The sequence below is a fragment of the Wolbachia endosymbiont (group B) of Hofmannophila pseudospretella genome, assembly GCF_964028515.1.
Classification (GTDB): domain Bacteria; phylum Pseudomonadota; class Alphaproteobacteria; order Rickettsiales; family Anaplasmataceae; genus Wolbachia.
Map to the genome: position 1 here is coordinate 1,506,151 of NZ_OZ034788.1, position 17,543 is coordinate 1,523,693.

At 33.1% G+C, this 17,543-nt stretch carries 11 protein-coding genes and 5 pseudogenes; 9 read left to right on the forward strand and 7 right to left on the reverse strand.

What is annotated here, in order from left to right; all coding sequences use genetic code 11:
• Positions 1 to 45 precede the first annotated feature (45 nt).
• Positions 46 to 1,323, reverse strand: coding sequence for an adenylosuccinate synthase (locus ABWU24_RS07275; RefSeq protein WP_015587702.1), 1,278 nt, complete (start codon positions 1,321 to 1,323; stop codon positions 46 to 48).
• A 182-nt stretch (positions 1,324 to 1,505) separates the two neighbouring features.
• On the opposite strand from ABWU24_RS07275, the gene ABWU24_RS07280 reads away from it, so the two are divergent.
• Positions 1,506 to 3,047 (forward strand): hypothetical protein, encoded by a 1,542-nt coding sequence (locus ABWU24_RS07280; protein WP_015587701.1) that lies wholly within the window; start codon positions 1,506 to 1,508, stop codon positions 3,045 to 3,047.
• A 126-nt stretch (positions 3,048 to 3,173) separates the two neighbouring features.
• Positions 3,174 to 3,624: pseudogene (locus ABWU24_RS07285) on the forward strand (DDE-type integrase/transposase/recombinase).
• Between the two features lie 74 nt (positions 3,625 to 3,698).
• Here ABWU24_RS07285 and ubiH read toward each other — a convergent pair.
• A complete protein-coding gene (gene ubiH / locus ABWU24_RS07290) occupies positions 3,699 to 4,856 on the reverse strand; it encodes a 2-octaprenyl-6-methoxyphenyl hydroxylase (protein WP_015587700.1) in 1,158 nt (385 codons plus the stop codon).
• Positions 4,857 to 4,961: 105 nt separating this feature from the next.
• On the opposite strand from ubiH, the gene ABWU24_RS07295 reads away from it, so the two are divergent.
• On the forward strand, positions 4,962 to 6,071 hold the full coding sequence (locus tag ABWU24_RS07295; RefSeq protein WP_353274725.1) for a multidrug effflux MFS transporter: 1,110 nt from the start codon (positions 4,962 to 4,964) through the stop codon (positions 6,069 to 6,071).
• Positions 6,072 to 6,562: 491 nt separating this feature from the next.
• Here the strand turns inward: ABWU24_RS07295 and ABWU24_RS07300 are convergent.
• Positions 6,563 to 7,391 (reverse strand): annotated as a pseudogene (locus tag ABWU24_RS07300) (Mur ligase domain-containing protein); the annotation flags it as partial.
• Positions 7,392 to 7,417: 26 nt separating this feature from the next.
• Between ABWU24_RS07300 and ABWU24_RS07305 the strand changes: the two are divergent.
• Together ABWU24_RS07305 and ABWU24_RS07310 are read left to right on the forward strand one after the other, a co-directional pair.
• A complete protein-coding gene (locus ABWU24_RS07305; protein WP_015587697.1) occupies positions 7,418 to 8,086 on the forward strand; it encodes a septal ring lytic transglycosylase RlpA family protein in 669 nt (222 codons plus the stop codon).
• A 274-nt stretch (positions 8,087 to 8,360) separates the two neighbouring features.
• Positions 8,361 to 8,614, forward strand: a pseudogene (locus ABWU24_RS07310) (IS256 family transposase); the annotation flags it as partial.
• Positions 8,615 to 8,626: 12 nt separating this feature from the next.
• Here ABWU24_RS07310 and ABWU24_RS07315 read toward each other — a convergent pair.
• Positions 8,627 to 9,632 (reverse strand): IS630 family transposase gene (locus tag ABWU24_RS07315; RefSeq protein ID WP_353274215.1). Its coding sequence is split into 2 segments (ribosomal slippage): positions 8,627 to 9,121 and positions 9,123 to 9,632, totalling 1,005 coding nucleotides; the frame shifts between segments, so codons are not numbered across the junction.
• Positions 9,633 to 9,711: 79 nt separating this feature from the next.
• Between ABWU24_RS07315 and ABWU24_RS07320 the strand changes: the two are divergent.
• Positions 9,712 to 10,212: pseudogene (locus ABWU24_RS07320) on the forward strand (transposase); the annotation flags it as partial.
• 163 nt (positions 10,213 to 10,375) lie between these two features.
• Here ABWU24_RS07320 and ABWU24_RS07325 read toward each other — a convergent pair.
• Positions 10,376 to 10,810 carry an NUDIX hydrolase gene (locus ABWU24_RS07325; protein ID WP_135352946.1) on the reverse strand — a complete coding sequence of 145 codons (435 nt, stop codon included), beginning with the start codon at positions 10,808 to 10,810 and terminating at the stop codon, positions 10,376 to 10,378.
• Between the two features lie 310 nt (positions 10,811 to 11,120).
• Positions 11,121 to 11,279 (reverse strand): hypothetical protein, encoded by a 159-nt coding sequence (locus ABWU24_RS07330; protein WP_341816019.1) that lies wholly within the window; start codon positions 11,277 to 11,279, stop codon positions 11,121 to 11,123.
• 722 nt (positions 11,280 to 12,001) lie between these two features.
• Here ABWU24_RS07330 and ABWU24_RS07335 point away from each other — a divergent pair.
• The 3 genes from ABWU24_RS07335 to ABWU24_RS07345 all read left to right on the forward strand — a co-directional run bounded on the left by ABWU24_RS07335 (position 12,002) and on the right by ABWU24_RS07345 (position 17,038).
• The gene (locus ABWU24_RS07335; protein WP_136132834.1) at positions 12,002 to 12,586 is read left to right on the forward strand and encodes a hypothetical protein; all 585 of its coding nucleotides are present in this window, start codon (positions 12,002 to 12,004) and stop codon (positions 12,584 to 12,586) included.
• Between the two features lie 903 nt (positions 12,587 to 13,489).
• The gene (locus tag ABWU24_RS07340) at positions 13,490 to 14,818 is read left to right on the forward strand and encodes a hypothetical protein (protein ID WP_353274727.1); all 1,329 of its coding nucleotides are present in this window, start codon (positions 13,490 to 13,492) and stop codon (positions 14,816 to 14,818) included.
• A 9-nt stretch (positions 14,819 to 14,827) separates the two neighbouring features.
• A complete protein-coding gene (locus tag ABWU24_RS07345) occupies positions 14,828 to 17,038 on the forward strand; it encodes a hypothetical protein (protein ID WP_353274729.1) in 2,211 nt (736 codons plus the stop codon).
• Positions 17,039 to 17,166: 128 nt separating this feature from the next.
• On the opposite strand, the pseudogene ABWU24_RS07350 reads toward ABWU24_RS07345, so the two are convergent.
• Positions 17,167 to 17,274, reverse strand: a pseudogene (locus ABWU24_RS07350) (IS630 family transposase); the annotation flags it as partial.
• Between the last annotated feature and the right edge of the window lie 269 nt (positions 17,275 to 17,543).

The following is a 17,543-nucleotide window of genomic DNA, read 5'->3' on the forward strand; positions in this document are numbered from 1 at the left end:
CACACAAGTATCGTTTTTTATTAGATAAAAGTTAACAAGGCGTTTTCATAGATTTTTAAGCTTAATAACATCCTCTCTATTGGGACTAGTTGAAATTAGATGAATTGATACGCCTATTAATTCTTCTATTTTTCTCACATATTTCATCAAATTTGCAGGTAATTCCTTAACTGACCTTTTGCCTTGAGTTTTCTCTTTCCAACCAGGAAATTCTTCATATATTGGCTCTAATTCTTTTTGTATTGAATGTGATGCGGGTAAATAATCATACATTTTTCCGCCATACTTATAACCAGTGCCTATTTTAATAGTATCAAAAGAATCAAGAATATCTAATTTGGTTAATACAATGCTTGAAACTCCAGAGAGTTGTACGGCCTGGCGCACTAAAACTGCGTCAAACCATCCGCAGCGCCTTCTTCTATTGCTTACTGTTCCAAGTTCCTTACCTATAGAAAATAAGCTGTCTCCAATCTCGTTATTTTGTTCAGTAGGAAATGGACCATTACCCACTCTTGTGGTATACGCTTTTGCTACACCAGTAATGTGCGCATTGTAGGATAATCCTGAGCCTGTTATCGCTTGAGATGCTACGGTATTACTTGAAGTAACAAAAGGGTAAGTTCCGTGGTCGATATCTAAAAATGCGCCTTGAGCGCCTTCAAATATTATTTTCTTACCTTCTTTCATAAAATCATTTAGTATCTTCCACACAGGTTTTTTGTATAAAAGAATTTTTTCTGAAATCTCTTGAATTTCCTTTAATATTTCTTCTTTTTTAACTACCTGGTAGTTAAGTCCTTTTCTGATAGCATTATGGTAATTCAGGAGAGCATCCACTCTTTGATTGAGCTCATCTGCGTTTTCTAAGTCACAAAGGCGTATAGCTCTCCTGCCAACTTTATCTTCATAACATGGCCCTATCCCTTTGTTTGTTGTACCAATTTTGTGATTTCCGTTTAAATCTTCAAATAGCTTTTCCTTGTCCTTATGTACGCTAAGTATTAATGGACAGCTCTCGGATACCATCAAGTTGTTATAGTTTATGTCCATTCCTTTAACTTTCAATGACTCTATTTCTGAGACTAGAGCATGCGAATCAAGAGCAACACCGTTTCCTATAATAGATATTTTGCCTGTTCTCAAAACAGCAGAGGGCAGTAAATTTAATTTATAAACCTCATCATTTATTACTATAGTGTGCCCTGCATTATTTCCTCCCTGAAATCTCACAACTACATCTGCATTCTCAGAAAGATAATCTACTATTTTACCCTTGCCTTCGTCACCCCATTGCAGACCAACAATTACAATATTATTCATCACTATTTTCTAGATTAATACGTAAATATTAATGCAGCATGCTACAAATGAAAAGAGAAATCTACGCCTTCCCTATATTCTTAAAATAAAGAGAACTATATTATCGATTTTCTTAATATATTATCAGATTATTCATCATTATATAATATAATTTACAATATTTTTACAGTGAGGTGTTAATTATGAAAGAGGCAAAGGGAAATAATAAGAGTCCAGCAGTTAGATTAAAGACCACAGCTAAAGAGTTCGATTTTAATAAATTAAGAGCAGATCAAGCTAATAAATTAGCAAATTCTGGTGAAACAATGTTCTTAGATTTTCAAAGGATGAATTTTATTATTAACGAAAAAGAAATAGATAAAAATTTTATTATTGCACTTAAGGAAGGAGCTAAAGATTATAAAAATGAGATTTTTAACCGTGATAATTTTGATAATCTCTCTGAAGAAGGTAAAGCTTTTATGGAACCAGTACTTAGGGAGCTTGATCAAGATAGACTATCTGAAGTTTGGGAAAATCATTGTAATAGCCCTACAGTTGCTGATGAGAAAAAAATTGATGAATATAGAAAGGAATTTGAGAGATTTTATAACGCAGGGAGAAGCTCTTATCATCTATTCTCCAAAAAAGATTACCGTGCATTAGCAAAGGAAATTTTCAAAGAAATGTTTAGATACGCTGAAGCAAAGGTTCCAAGTGATGCTATTTTAGAAGAGTTAGTCACCAATTGTAATCAAGCAGGGTATGGGGCTGGTATATTTAATGAATCTCATGCCGCACTCAGTAGTTGTAATTTAACTCCACACAGTCCTAAAAAAGCGCTAAACATTTACTGCACCGACCACAACCGCATAAAAGTGACGTCTGATATGGCAATGCCTATAACCACGATTGACAATCCGGAAGAGAAAATGTGTGACCTATCCAGCTCATTAGAATTCACACTTGAATCTCAAGATAGCAAAAATGGTATAATATATAAAGAAGGTAAGTTATCACTTACTATTCCTGAAGGGCTAAAAAACTATAAAGATAATGGCAAGAGCTTGTTTGACATTATTAAAGAATATTTTCAGAAATTCTGTGCAGAACTAGGATTTAAATATGAGACAAAAATACAAATAGAGCATGACTTAGGTACTCAAATCAAAGTAAATAACTATTTAGATGGTACGATATCAACCATAGGATCAGATGCAAATGAAGAATTTATTAATCTTTTAAGCAAAAACCTCAGAGAGAAGTTATTGGAATCAGGAGTTGCTCTAGGAGGTGAAGATGTTGATGATATTATTGAAGTCAGAGTATCTGCAGTTATGGATCTACTGCGTGATTATACTAAATTGGAAGATAATAAAGAAAACAGAGAGTTATTAATAAGTGAAGTAGCAGATAATTTAGGGCTTTCCACTCAAGATAAAACAGCATCAGAAGTATTGATGGAATTAAACTCTTTACCTTCTTCGATAAAAGGTCAGGTTAATCATAATCAAGTGCAGTTTGTTGTAAATATTTTTACCAATTTAATTGTTGAAGGAAAAAGCGAAGTATACAAAGAAAAAAATGCAATTAATGCAATTGATGCAATTCATCAGAAGATAGATAAGGCGATTGTTGAGCAAGAAAAAAGAGCAACCAACAAACAAGATATAGAAAATGATAAATGGACAGACAAAATAAAAAAACAGAGATTATCTATGGAATCACATGGGCATTTGCATTAAAGATACTGTGTACAGAGGCGTATTATGCTCAATTTTGCCTTTCATTTAAAGCACTCAAATTGGTTCTGTCGCATTTGTAGGGAAGTAGAAAGAAGAATGATATAATTGTCTAAAAATAAAGCAAAGATGTTTCGTATCAATCAAAAATTATTGCCATATTTCAAAGGATTTAGCTTTTCAGCGATGTTATCTGTATACATGAAATGTCGATTCTCTTTGAGCTATCGAGATTTGGAAGAAATTATGAGTATAAGGGGAGCAAAAATTGACCATGCTACGTTACAAAGTGGTTTATCACCACTGATAGATTAGGCAGTAAGGAAAAGAAAGAAGCAGGTTGGTAGTAATTGGAGAGACCTACATTAAATTAAACGGTAAATGGGTTTATTTATATAGAGCACTATTGGTAATACTGTAGACTTCCTCTTGTGTGTTAGTAGAGACAAGTCTGCAGCACTCCGCAAAGATTACTATTACAGGTATAGAAAATATTCGCATGATTCAGAAAAAACAAATTATCGGAGCTAATGACAATGTTTCTACTTTTGAGAATTTTGCTATGTTAATGGCTCTATAACTCCTATAATCTCAGCTTTAATGATCTTCTTTTCTATGGTTTATAGATGCGACAAAATCAAGAAATCTAATGATTTATATAAACCCCATAGCATGTCGAACGAAGCTTTTTTTAAGAAAATCTGAATTTTCAACTACCATTAAACCAAGATTGCTCAGAACTTTAACGCAAAGTATTCTGTTGGAAAATATTCTATTTAGTCCATCAGTTGCAAGTGCCATAGTAAAATTATCAAAGTATCTATCACGTGAAATTTTCTTCAATAGATAATTACTGCCAACATCAATGCCAGAGGATTTTGCAGCAGTTATTTGTCTAATAACACTCTCTACATCTCTCATTCCAAGGTTAAGTCCTTGACCTGCAATCGGGTGGATTGAATGTGCTGCATCGCCAATCAGCAAAATTCTGCTTTTATGAAGCTTCCTCGCGAAAGAAAAACTCAAAGGATAAAGTCTTCTTTCACCCTCTAATTCAATTTCTCCCAAATAAGAACCAAATCTTTTTTTGAGTTCTATGACAAATTCCTCTTCGGATAAGCTCATCAGCATTTTTGAAATTTCGCATTTTTCTGTCCAAACTATTGAAGAAGTATAGCCACCTTTCATTGGCAAAATTGCAAATGGACCACTAGGAAAAAACCTCTCTACAGCTAAGTTTTGGTGATGTAATTCATGTTTTACATTAAATACCATGCTATTTTGTTTATAATCAAATTTTATCATTGGTATAGAAAACAACTCTGGCAACTTAGAGTTTTTACCTTCAGCACAGATAAATAGTGATGATATCAATTTTTGATCATTATCAAGAGTAACTTCCATGTATCCTTTGTCACAAGAGATTGTTTTATAGGAACGTGGAGAATATATATTGAGTTTATGCAAAAAATTGTTATTGATTGCATTCCATATAATAGCGCTCTTGATTACATAGCCCATTGGCTCTTCACCAACCATTTTATGGTCATAATGTACAGTAAATGGACTATCTCCATCTAATATGCATATATCAAGTATTGGTTCAGCTTCGCCTTCTAAGAGCCGCCAAATCCCTGATTTTTCTAGTATTTTTTTTGATCCTTGAGAAATAGCGAATGCTCGATTATCATCAACTGCACGTGGTAAATTATTTTTCTCAATTACGGCTACAGATACAGAGTCATTACTCAGGCCAATAGCAGTAATAAGACCAATTAGTCCACTACCTGAAATGATTACATCGTAATTCATTTTATTAACCTAAAATTACATTCTACCCATTTTAATAATAGTGAAAAATGTTCTTCCTTCAACGCTTTAAATGTGATATTTTTATTCATTAATTAAAGATTTTAAGTGTTACTACCATTTTTATTAATTCTATCTCTAATTTCTAAGTTCATTGAAATTGATATTTCTGTACCTAGTTTTCCTGATATAGTACGCTATTTTAACGTACCGGAAGGCACAATTCAATTAACTATTGCTTATAATTTTTTAGGCGTTTGCATAGGAGGGTTATTTTTTGGTCCATTGTCTGAATGCTATGGCAGAAGAAGGATGATGATCATAGGCAACACTTTGCTACTCATCGGTGCTGTTGGCTGTGTTTTTGCGCTGTCAGTTTCTTGGCTTTTAATCTCTCGCTTTATTCAAGGCATTGGTGTTAGCACATCTGTAGTTGTATTTGCAATTATTGCAGACAGCTATAAAGGCAACGAAGCAGTAAAATTTATTGGAATCATGAATTCTATTATCACAGTTCTCATAGCAATTGCACCAGTATTAGGCAGTTTCATCAACAAAATTGTTGGGTGGCGTGGCAACTATGCAAGTGTTGCAATACTTTGTTTCATCTCTTGGGTTTTGCTGCTTTTTCTGTTACCAGAAACAAAAAAGGACCGTGATATTTTTAGTCTAAAAAAAATGATGAAAGACTATAAAAAATTATTATCAAGTTCAAAATTTATGATGTTGTCTTTGGCACAGAGCCTTTTTTCTGCGGCTTATATGTCATTCATTACTTGTGGCCCTTTTTTGTATATGGAAACTTTTGGTTTATCCAGCACTATTTATGCGCTACATCAAAGTGCAATGGTTGGGTCTTTCTCACTAATTAGCCTGTTTTCCAGTAAGATCTTAAAGAAACTTGGAGCAATTTGGTGTGTAATTTCCGGTACAGGCGTAATTGCTATTGGATCCCTATCACTTTTAATATTCAGTATAATCATGCCCAGTGCTTACTACTTAGTAACGCTGTCTATGGTTATTTTTTGTATTGGCTGTGGAATTTGTCAAGCAGTCATTTTCAATGCATCATTAAATATTTTCCCTGAAATGAAAGGTACAACTTCTTCTGCAATTTCATTTATTAGAGCTTCTATCATGGCTATTTTTATCGGCTTAACAAGCTACGTTTACGATGGTCAAGCAACCAGTGTAGCTATTCTTGTTTTTTTGCAGTAGTTCTAATTTACTGTCTATTTATTGTTTTCAAGGTCTGGAGAAGATCTATAATCACCATATAGATCCTTCTCATTTCTAGTTATTGCGGTAATATGTATTGTAACTTTGCCGGCTGCTCTAGATGTATCTCTTCCAAATCACCTAATCTATATTAGTTAAAGAGTATTATCTTGCTCATGCGTCTAAAGTTTGAGAGCCAATTTTCAGCAATCCAATCAAATTCCAATTTTTTTCAAACAACTGTTTCTTGCTATTTTTGTACCTTAAAAAATTTAGCTTACTTTTACGCTAGCTTGTTCAAATAGCATTAGTACGACTTACTTTTTTTGAATGTAGAGATTTTTTAGGGATTGTCCTCTTAAATTCTATAGTATCTTGTTTAACATTGAAACGAGAATCCAGTTTCAAGCATTGAGGTGATGAAGAAAGGGCTGCTTTTATTCCACCCCTCTCAACTACTCGAGTAGTGGACAATGGAATACGATTACTTTCGTTTATACTAATCAGCACGTCAAATTCTATGCTATTATTGTGTTGTTTGATGTTGCTAGCTCTAATTTTACCATTTCCAAACCCAAACGTTATAGAATTACTCTCATCATGATTGATGTCTGCAGAATCAGGCAAAATAGCAAAATTCGCGTTGTTTACAAATCGAGAAAACGCATTTTTGATGTCGTTAAATGTACCGTAATGGTCTATATGGTCGTCATTAATACTTGTTACAACAGCAATATCTGCAGGAATTTTTAACATAGTTCCATCAGACTCATCAGCCTCAATTAAGAAAATGTCACTTTTGCCAAGTTTTGCATTACTCTGATAGGAATTTAATATTCCTCCAACAATTACAGTGGCGTCAGCACCAGAATGATCAAAAATGGAAGCAATCATAGCTGTCGTCGTCGTCTTGCCACTTGAACCTGAAACTGCTATCACATATTTACTTTTCATAATTTTAGCCAGCATGTCTGACCTATGTAAAACGGTTTTATTGTTATTTCCTGCTGCAACTAGCTCCACATTATCAGGTTTTATTGCGGAAGAATGTACAACTATTTGAGCTTGTCTAATACTACTTGCATCGTGACCAATATAGACCTCTATACCTAATTTTTGTAACCTATCTATATTGTCGTTTGATCGCGTATCACTGCCTTGAACTTTATAACTGGAATTATGAAGAATTTCAGCAATTGCGCTCATTCCAATTCCACCTATACCGATTATATGTATTACTTCTTTTTTAGTGCTGTGCATATTTGGCAGTAGACGTTTACTTATTACTAAATTTATTATAGTATAATTTAAAATCCTCATGGTATCGAACCATTTCACTAAGTACAATGATAAAAAAACTAGCCTTTCTATGTCTAATATTCGTTTTGATGAGTAGTTGTAGTTTTAGAAATAGGTGTAATCACACTGCAGGTCATTATAAAATTGGCAATAGCTATACAATAAATGGTATCACCTACCACCCAAAATACTGTAGCTGTTACGAAGAAGTAGGAATCGCATCGTGGTATGGAATAGAAGATCATGGCACAATTACAGCCAACGGTGAAGTGTTTAATCGTCACTTGATTTCTGCAGCACATAAGACCTTGCCCCTACCCTGCTTTGTTCGTGTTACTAATTTAGAAAATGGAAGGAAGCTTGTTATAAGAGTTAATGATAGAGGGCCATTTGTTAAAGGTAGAATAATAGACTTGTCAGAAAAAGCAGCACAAGTTTTAGGACTTCATAAGTCTGGGCTTGCGAAGGTAAAAGTCGAGTACTTAAGAAAGAGGTCAGAACAATTGATACAAAATACTCCTCATTACAAAAGGCAATATGAAAAAGAAATGCAGAAACGTCACCCAAAACAAAACAATGCAGAAAGTAAGGGATATGTAGCATTTTTTGTAAACGCTCAGGTAGCTAAATCAGCTGCATCAAAGCTTCGTAATCAAGGAATAGAAAATGTTAGATTGCTTTTCAAGAATGATCAATATTGCGTAAAAGTAAGTTAAAACCTGCATTACAGATTGTGTAGCATGCCAGAAACTATTTGACAAATGAGAATGTTCCAAAAGCATGTGCATCAAGTTGAGAAACTATCGTGAAATATAGCAATATTTAAGATTGGTATTTTATTTGTTACATTTCAGGTAGTGACAGCTACCTCAGCTATAGCTGTAAAAAATAATCTACCACTTAAGAAATTTCATTAAAAAAGGGAGTGTTAAATAAACTGTGTCAAACCAAGAAATAAAAATATAATTGATATAAAAATGGAGGTTTGACATGAATCAAGTAAACAGAACTACCGGTTTGGTAGACTATAAAGAACTGGAAGCAAATATTCTATCATCGATAAGAGAAGGAAGGCCGCTGACGGGAAGAGATGGAGCATTAACACCGTTTATAAAAAGTTGCTGGAAGCAAGCCTGGAAGGTGAGATAGAAAACCACTTGTTGGTTGAAAGTGGAGAAAATAACCGAAGAAATGGTAGAAATGCAAAAACTTTACGTACAAGTGCAGGCTCATTTGAGTTGTTATACCAAAATCCATTACTGACCGAACAAATAAGAAACATTACAAACTCGTTTAATAGTAGTACTGGAAATATTGACAATAAAATTACACAAAACATCTTCAAGTAAACCTATGGTATCGTAGATACTATTGCGTAAAGTATTGTATTTGATATATTGCCACAACCTTTCAACAGGATTCAGTTCCGGTGAATAAGGAGGCAAGTATATGATGGTAATGTTTTCCTGAATTTTCAAACTTTTTGATCTATGCCAACTTGCACAATCCATTACAAGAAAGGCTTCTTTCGTGCCTAAATCTTTCGACATCTGCTCCAGAAATATATTCATACAATCAGTGTTTACATATGGAGCAAGTAGGCTAATTTTCTTACCACTTCTTGGATTTACCGCACTGTAGATATAGAAATTTTGTCTACCAATTTTCATTTTAACCTGTGTTCTGACCCCTTTTTTAAACCATCCGTGTCCGATTTTTGAATGAGTTCCAAATCGTGATTCATCAAAAAAATACCTCCTTTTCAGGGTGGGAATTGACTATTTTATTGAAGTATTTTTTAAACTCTTCTTGCTTGTTTTTATCTTGTTTATGGTGAATTGGCCTCGGTGTTATGTAAGAAAACTTCATCCTTTGTATCTCACGGTGCACTGTTGATTTGCTAATGTTTAGGCCAAATTCCTCTGAGATTTTTATTTGCACTTCCTTAATAGTAATATTTGGATTTCTTTCTACCCATATTTCAATTTGCTCACGTTGATTTTTGTTTAATTTGCTTTTTCTTCGCCGCTGAGACGGGGAAAATAATCTTTCTACTCTACCAAATTTTAGATGCTTTATCCATTCAGTCAAAGCAGTCCTTGAAATTTTACATATTCTTGCCACAGCGCTTATACTACTTTCTTTTCCTGCTATCACCGCTTGTAACTTTTTTGAAACATATGCGTTATTTCTGACCTTTTTTAACATTTCTTTCGCCAAATTTACAACTTTTTCGTCTAATAGTTTTGACCTTAATGCCATTTATACCTCTCTATTTTATCTACTTTAGTATCACTTCTTTCCCATTATTGTCTATCTGTTCTTTATATAGTGGGAATTGGTATTAACACCTAGAGACAGGGAATGAAGCTTTGAACCCCAAATAGTTAGAAAAAGACAAACAAGCCTACATCCAGAACTTGAAGCAAAGGTTCTTAAGCACATTTGCCAGTGGCATGGGATACAGAGATATAGCGTCACATATTGAGGAAATTTACGATCACAAAATATCAGCGGTAGAGATATCAAGTATTACTGACAAACTGCTACCAGTAATCAACGAATGGCGTAGTCGTCCGCTGCAGTCTGTATATCCGATAGTTTTCATGGTTTTTTAAAGTCAAGGAGGACGGGCATTGTGTAAGTAAATGTATGTATAATATATTAGGTATAGATCAAAATGGCAGAAAAGAAGTATTAGGTTTTTATTTAGCTGAAAGTGAAGTTCTGATTGGGAGTACTAAATGATCTCAAAGAGAGAGGAGTGGAAGATATTCTAATTGCATGTGTAGATGGGCTAAAAAGCTTTCCTGCAGCAATAAACAGTGTGTTCCCTAATGCATGTATCTTATAACATAATTTAGTATATTAATCAAGAGATTAATAGTAACTTGCATTCATGAAACCCGATCGGCTTCTATGTTAATTTGTAATAATTTAGATTTGATCTGATAGATTAGTTGTCACAACCTATATGAATCACACACATAAATTTATAAAAATCATTACCAACCTATTTCACTGAGAATAATTCCACTTTCAAAGCACTCTATTCCTTGTTTCATATATTGAACAATGTTACCTGGAAGATTGCTGATATTAAAAAAACGTAGCTCTCTACACTTATTTGGCTCCATATTCTTTATCTCATTGTGCCATTTACAACACTTAAAGAAAAAATCAATGTAGTCTGGTTTGTGAGGATAGTGAATGATAGACGTAAAATTTAAATCACTTTTTTTTATGTCAATTTCCAACTCTTCTTTAGCCTCTCTTATCATGGCAGATGTAACAGATTCCTCCGGCTCAAGATGTCCAGCTATTAATCCCCAACAATTTCCACTCAATTCAGTATTGTGCCTTAGTGAAAGCAGCACTGAATTTTCTTTTATTAACAGAAGATTTACAGAAACATGAACCTTGTGGCGGTTATTATTCATGAGTGATTCCTTATGATATTTAACAATTGCAACCTTACCCAGGTGGTATGAACAAGTGCTGCTTGGTTAACCATCTTTCTACTCTAGTTAGTGTACTAAATTGTCATTGTCAATAACTAATTCTTTTATCTTTTTCCAAATCTTCATAAGCTCTGTGGACAAAATTTTAGAGAAGCCATATAAGAGCCTCAACAAAATCTAGAAAACCCATAAAAACCTCAGATGTTTTGTCAAATCTGGGAAAAATACGCCTAAAATTTTTAATTTTACTGAAAAACACTCAATCAAATGACGTTCTTTATAAATGTGCTCATCGTAATACCTTTGCACTTTTCGATTTCGTTTTGGGGGCTGTACATCCCTTGCTTTCGAGACTTGCAACAAAAACATTGCTATCGTAGCTTTTATCAGCAACTAAAGTAGTATTATAGACATTTTCAGTTAATGTTGCTGCTGTGTGTAATCTCATTCCTTTGATCAACAGTTAGAGCAAACTTAAGAGGATTTCCAAGTGCATCAATAAGTGCATGTATCTTAGTTATGAAACCACCTTTGTTTCGCCCTAAAGCTTCTTTCTCCTGGGAGTGTTTTGTATAGCCAGCTGAACATTGGTGGATCAATTATAACAGTTTCTAAATCTGACCCTCGTTTTGCGTACTCCAATAAATTCTTCCAAATATCCCTTTCGCACCACCTCTTAAATCGTTTGTGTATACTTCTGTAATTGCCATAGCTTTTTAGCAAAAGCCTCCACTGTTTGTGCCATATGCCACACTGCTTCTATTTAAACGTTTTTCGTCTTTGCTATGTATTCCTTTCACGCTTTTTATGAATTCTAAAATTTGTTTCCAATTTCTTTCTTTTATATAATGTTCCATTCGTAGTTTTTCCATTCTTATGCTCATTAGATTGAACTACCTCTTTTTTTTCTTTTCTCTCTTATTTTTTGTCCACAGAGCCTAGTGATGCTAGAATTTTTTTTGCGTAAGTTTCAGTTTCAAAACACACTACAAAATTTTTGGTTTAAATTTTTTTCAAACTATAAGTCCAACGTATATCAGTAAATAGAATAGACAATAATTAAAGTACCTATATGATGAGAAAAAAACTTTTCTTGTTTCATTCTAGCTAATGTTAAAGGTGTATATTGATTTTTCATGTAAAATTTTAACCTTCACTCTTTTTTTTCATTTGCCACTTCTTGCAAAGGAAAAACCAGATATGTTTTACGATCAAAACAGTGGTTTGCAGCTACCACTACCTAGTAATATGATTATAGGTGATAATAATAGTGCCCTGATAACTCATTACAAAAGTGATTCTCTCATAAAAGACTCAAGAAAAGTTGTCTCATTCGAAATTGATAAGTCTGATATCTACCACTATTACATAAGAGGAGATGTGCTAATTAGCAAGGGTGATGTTTCAGAAGAAACATGTTATAGTAGTTACCCAACATGTATGAATTACGAACGTCATGTTAACAGTACAGGAAAAGTGTTACCAGATAAAATATTGATAAATGGATATCACTTTATATATCTTCATGCAAGTGAAGGTGCAGCAGGTACTGCTTATGATACATATATATACAGAGGTATGATTGATGACAAGTGTGTTTTTTTTGACATTTACTCACGTCAGGTAAATCCTTATAACTACTTAGATACTACTGGTGATGTATCTTCAGTACAAAATGCATACCACTCTTTTAATAATGATATTGAAACTGTAAATAATATTATAAGAAATACAAAGTTTAATATTAATAAATAAGTTTATTAATAGGTAAAAAATAGATCATTCGCTGTCATTTTTATGAAAGGTCACATTACCTGTGGGTTAAAGTAAAGGATAGAGCCAACCCATAAAGCCAAACTCTGAGTATTATCATACAATCATTCGTTGAATAAAAAAATACTCTACCCTCTTATGCACCATAACAAGTTAGCCTCTAATATATTTAGGATATATTATTTCACCTTTAAAACTTGTCAATTACTATTGTAGAAAATTTTTCTAACCCAAAGTAGTTTACGGCAAAAGCTTCTCAATAGAATGAATGTATAACCTTTTACTTATTTTTTAATTTTGTTTTTGTCATAAGCGTGTCTTAATTCTTATCGTAAAATAAATTACTACTAATTTAGTAGTATATATCGCTAATAAATTAAGTAACATAGCCATTTCCAATGGTCAAAACCAAGTGCGGTGAGAACTCTTTTTCTTGGGATGCGTTGGTCTACCACGTGTACCATACGAACTTTTTTATATGGTGATTTTATTATACTCTAAAACCATCTATATTAGCCTACTTCAACTAAATTCACATATGAACTAATCTGCCTAACTTTGTTGCAAAGATTTCAAGCTTCTGTTTTCACAATCCTATTTTTACGCGGCTTGTTCTCACAAATATACGATCTTTTTTGCAATTTTAGAAAGAGTAAATAATTCAAATTTTTGTGGCACTGAAATAGATGTTTCTTTAGTTACAACAAGGTCTATTTTTTTGTAAATAAAAATGTTTTATAATTAATTATTAGAATGAAAATATCATACTTGGCTCTCAAGAAACTTCTTGTTGTACAGCGGTAAGGTTTGGAGAAAAAAAATTTGCTTGGCAACGATAATTTACTAAACTAAAGTTTATATAAAATACAAAATGAGGTTGCGAGTATGGAATCTAGCTTAGATCACAATTACAATAAAATACTTGATATATTAAAATGTGCTATTGATGATAATCAAGTTAAAGCAAGAAAACATCTTAGAGTGGAAAGATGGCTAAGGGTTTATATTCAATTAATTGAGGATTTTAATGAGGAAGAACTAAAATTTTTCTCTGATATATTTTCAGATAATTCTTGTTGGAATGGAATAAAATTAAACAATAAAGTTGTTGGTGAAAGATTAATTGCAGAAAGAAGTAACAATGGACAAGAAAATCCGCTTGATCTTTCTGATAGATATTATTTAGCGTGTAAATATTGCCTGGAAGATAAGATCCCTGGATTGTTTGAGCAAGTATTTGAGCGGTTTAAAAGAAGTGCCTTTAGGGAAGTTAGGTCTGATGATGTGTTGAAGGAAAAATTACTTAACCATATAAAAGAAACTAGTCCAATAAAAGCTTTTTGGTCTTTTCTTATTGATAAACAGACTGGAAAACTAAACGAATATCAATCAGTTGAAGGTTTGCAAAAATCTACACAGATAAATTCCAGTAAAAATTGGGAGGAAGGTATAGAGTTCTTCTATAATAAATTGCAAAATGATCCGGGTATTTCTAGTCAAGACAAAGATAATATGTTAATTGAAGCAGCTTTATCTGGAGTAAGGGGTTACAAAGAAGTAGACACTATAGAGTTTTGTTTAAGCAAAACGGATAGTAAGCAAAAGGAAAAGTTACTAGAAAGAGATTATAAGGAAAATACTTATTATGCAGTATTAAGCGCACTAAGAGATCAGTATTGCTTTGATTCTTTTATGGAGTTAAGTCTATTATGTAATCAATTTACACGTGAAAATTATGCGACCTTTTTATCTTCATTATCAGATAAAGTACTGAAGAATCCAGATTTGTCTGAGGAAATAAAAAAATGCATGATGAATGTTTGGGAGCGTATAATAAAATTTGGAACTCAAGGCCATAGGCGACAATCTACCTTCTCTATTTTTGAGGATTATTCAGTTACATGTGCAATAGCAAATTTAATTGTGGATCCAAGTAGACAGAAAGAAGGAGCGTTAGAGAAGATATTAAAGCACGTAAATAACAAAGAAATGAGTGATGAAGAGATAAAAAAGGTTAAAAGTCTTGTGTTAAGAAAAATTCAGTTATTTCATGGAGGCAAAAAATTGCAGTTGGGAGAACAAGTATTTTCTAAATTAGCCGAAGAAGCTTCTAAAGAGCTATCTCTTGGAGTTGGTGATATTTTACCGCAATCAGAGATAAGCTTAGCTACTGATGCTCTGCAAAATATAAAGTTTTCAAGTCATAGTAAGTAGGAGAGTCATATGCCAAGCAATACAAAACCTCTTGAGTTAATACAACTTCTATTGATGGAAAATACATCAAAAGATAAGTTTTTTGACTTTCAAGAAAGGTTTCAATCATTTATTAATCAATCTCCTTCTTTCTTGCATTCAGTTGGAAAAGAAGGTTTTTTTCCTAGTTTCTTTTTTGGTATGTTTGCTACTATGTTGGACACAGAGCTTGCTACTAAAGCTGATGTCAAAAAACTTTATTTTCGTTTTGATGATGATAGAACCTTAAAAATAGTTGTACTGACTAGTAAAAAAGAATTAAAGTGTATAACAATTTCTGATAGAGCTAACGACAATAAGCACCTAAGATTTAGTAAAGAAGAATTAGAAAAAATAAAGCAAGCAATAGGAGAGCCACTATTTGATGACTATAAAAAAGAAGAGCATGAAATAACAATTACGGGGAAAGAAGTAAGGTATGGGAAGATTGATCCGGCTTTTAGTGAAAAGACTGACCACTCAGAAAAGAATTTTACAAAAATAGAAAAGACCCAAGACCAACAAAACTTAGAGAACTTAATTTCAAAATTGAATAATCAAGATTCTGAAGAAGTAAAAAAGAACGCTGGAGAAGTATTTGATTATATTACAGACGTTTATAAGAAATATGAGAAAGAAAAAGTTCCATTTAGTAGTAAAGAATCAAGTTATCATGGATTTTTATCTGGGTTTTTAATGAATTTTAAGTATCGATTTCACCTTAAGCTCTATCTTGAGTTATTTGCTGGAAAAGGTTATGCAGATGTTGTCTTACTTGTACGTGGCGCTGATAAATCATCAAATTCTGTTCCTATTATCATTGAGCTTAAAGCAGGTACAGGCAAAAAAAGCAGGATTGAGGTAGCGTTAAAGCAAGCACAAGATTACGTTAAGGGTTACTTTTCTAATGCCATACGAATGATTACTACAGCCAACAAAGCTATTTGTGTGGGGTTAAATTTTGAAATGATTGATCATGGAAATGTTGCGATTGATGTAGAATCATTTCTGGATAGAAAGGGTAATTCTGTAGTAGAAAAACTACTTGATAATCCAAAGAAAGGAGAGAGAGCCATTGCTGAATTAACAAGGAAACAGCTAGAATACCTATATTATGGTACTGTTTGGAGTAATGGTGGTAGCAGTAATCTTCATTATATGAGTAGGGTTATTTTAGGACAGTTGATGCTTATTCCTGATATTAATGAAAAGGGTGAAGAGTTGGGTAAGTATATTTATATTTATAAAGAAGATGAAAAAATGGCTAAAGGTACTCGATCACGTACAAATTTATCAGCTAATGAAAGTATTAAGGATTGCGTAATAACCACAGTGCTCACTATTGGTGGAAAGGTGTTCATATTGCATGTTAATGAAGTAGAGAATACTGGAGTTCAAATTCCAGAAAATAAACGGCTTAATATAGAAAGGCTAAATGGGATTAAAGAGGTGCACAGGGTAAATTGTAACTTATATGGTACACCAAGTAATCAGAATTCATTTGATCAATATTGTAATAAGGAAAAAGGGACTGTAGTAAAAATATATCCTTCACTGGGGAAATATCAAGAAAACAGAGGAGTTCTTCAAGGCAATCTGCTACAAGTTAGTCAAAATAATAAATTTAAAGCAGCTCTAAAGCAAGCTATAGAATCTGGTCAATATGATGACTATAAAAGAGTGTTTACAGAAGTTTCACATATGTTATACTCTTTTAAATCATTAATAAACAATGAAGCTGATTTTCAGGCAGTATTACATGGTTTATTTAGCAGCTATAGTGATGGTAATATAAGGGTTATCACTGAATTTCAGATAGGTGGTGGAGAAAAATTGGATATTATGATGGTTGTGCAGGTTATAGGTAAAGAACACCCTCCAATTGGAATAGAATTAAAATTTGCTAAGCCAGGAAAGTTAAATAGCAAGATAAAAGAAGCTGATGATCAGTTAGAAAGATATCAAAAAGGTGAAGCCTACAAAGTTGTTACTGATGCTAATGAGGTTGAATTAATGTATGCTGTTTTTAATCAAGGTGCTACAAATAAAGATGATCTAATAAGGATTGGCGATAAATTTGTAGATCTAAAAGCAAAACATAGCTCTGATACAATGATGTCGTCAAGGGGGTCGGCACTAACTGGTAATGTTCAGCAATCAGTTGCTCAGAAAGCAGGTCCTTCTCGGGCGGTTAATCGATAGTAGATCATAGTACCTTTAGTTCATTACTGCTTGAGCTTGTAAAATTTAGCTTATCTTTTTACGTTAGCTTACCTAGGTGATATTTTTTTGGGATGTAGTATAGCTCTTCTCATAATAGTCAGAACAAATCATAAAAAAGTAGAATCAACAGCTTGACGGAAAGACTGAAAAATAGGGATATTTTTTCTAGCTCTGTTCTTTATAGCAAACCAATGATGCTCAATTTCGTTAAAGTCTTACTTTTACCCACAATTTTGAGAGGTCATTATGTGAAGCATAACTATGCTCTCCTTAAGGTTTTCATAGCCCCGCCATAGAGTCATAGACCCTGGTACTTTTTCTATTCATAAATCCACCCAATTTTCCTAACCAAATAATAGCTTGTTTTATGTTTGGAGGTTCTTCTGGCAATGTAGCTACTTTATGCTCACGTATGAAAAGGGCCTTCCACTCTTCATTAGACCTGATGCAAAACAAGAGAAAAGAGGATGAAAGTATGGTATAA

Bases quoted from the DNA above. Each gene is read 5' to 3' on its own strand.
- ABWU24_RS07345 (WP_353274729.1), top strand. From the start codon at position 14,828: ATGCCAAGCAATACAAAACCTCTTGAGTTAATACAACTTCTATTGATG.
- ABWU24_RS07330 (WP_341816019.1), bottom strand. From the start codon at position 11,279: ATGAGATTACACACAGCAGCAACATTAACTGAAAATGTCTATAATACT.
- ABWU24_RS07275 (WP_015587702.1), bottom strand. From the start codon at position 1,323: ATGAATAATATTGTAATTGTTGGTCTGCAATGGGGTGACGAAGGCAAG.
- ABWU24_RS07280 (WP_015587701.1), top strand. From the start codon at position 1,506: ATGAAAGAGGCAAAGGGAAATAATAAGAGTCCAGCAGTTAGATTAAAG.
- ubiH (WP_015587700.1), bottom strand. From the start codon at position 4,856: ATGAATTACGATGTAATCATTTCAGGTAGTGGACTAATTGGTCTTATT.
- ABWU24_RS07325 (WP_135352946.1), bottom strand. From the start codon at position 10,810: ATGAATAATAACCGCCACAAGGTTCATGTTTCTGTAAATCTTCTGTTA.
- ABWU24_RS07340 (WP_353274727.1), top strand. From the start codon at position 13,490: ATGGAATCTAGCTTAGATCACAATTACAATAAAATACTTGATATATTA.
- ABWU24_RS07305 (WP_015587697.1), top strand. From the start codon at position 7,418: ATGATAAAAAAACTAGCCTTTCTATGTCTAATATTCGTTTTGATGAGT.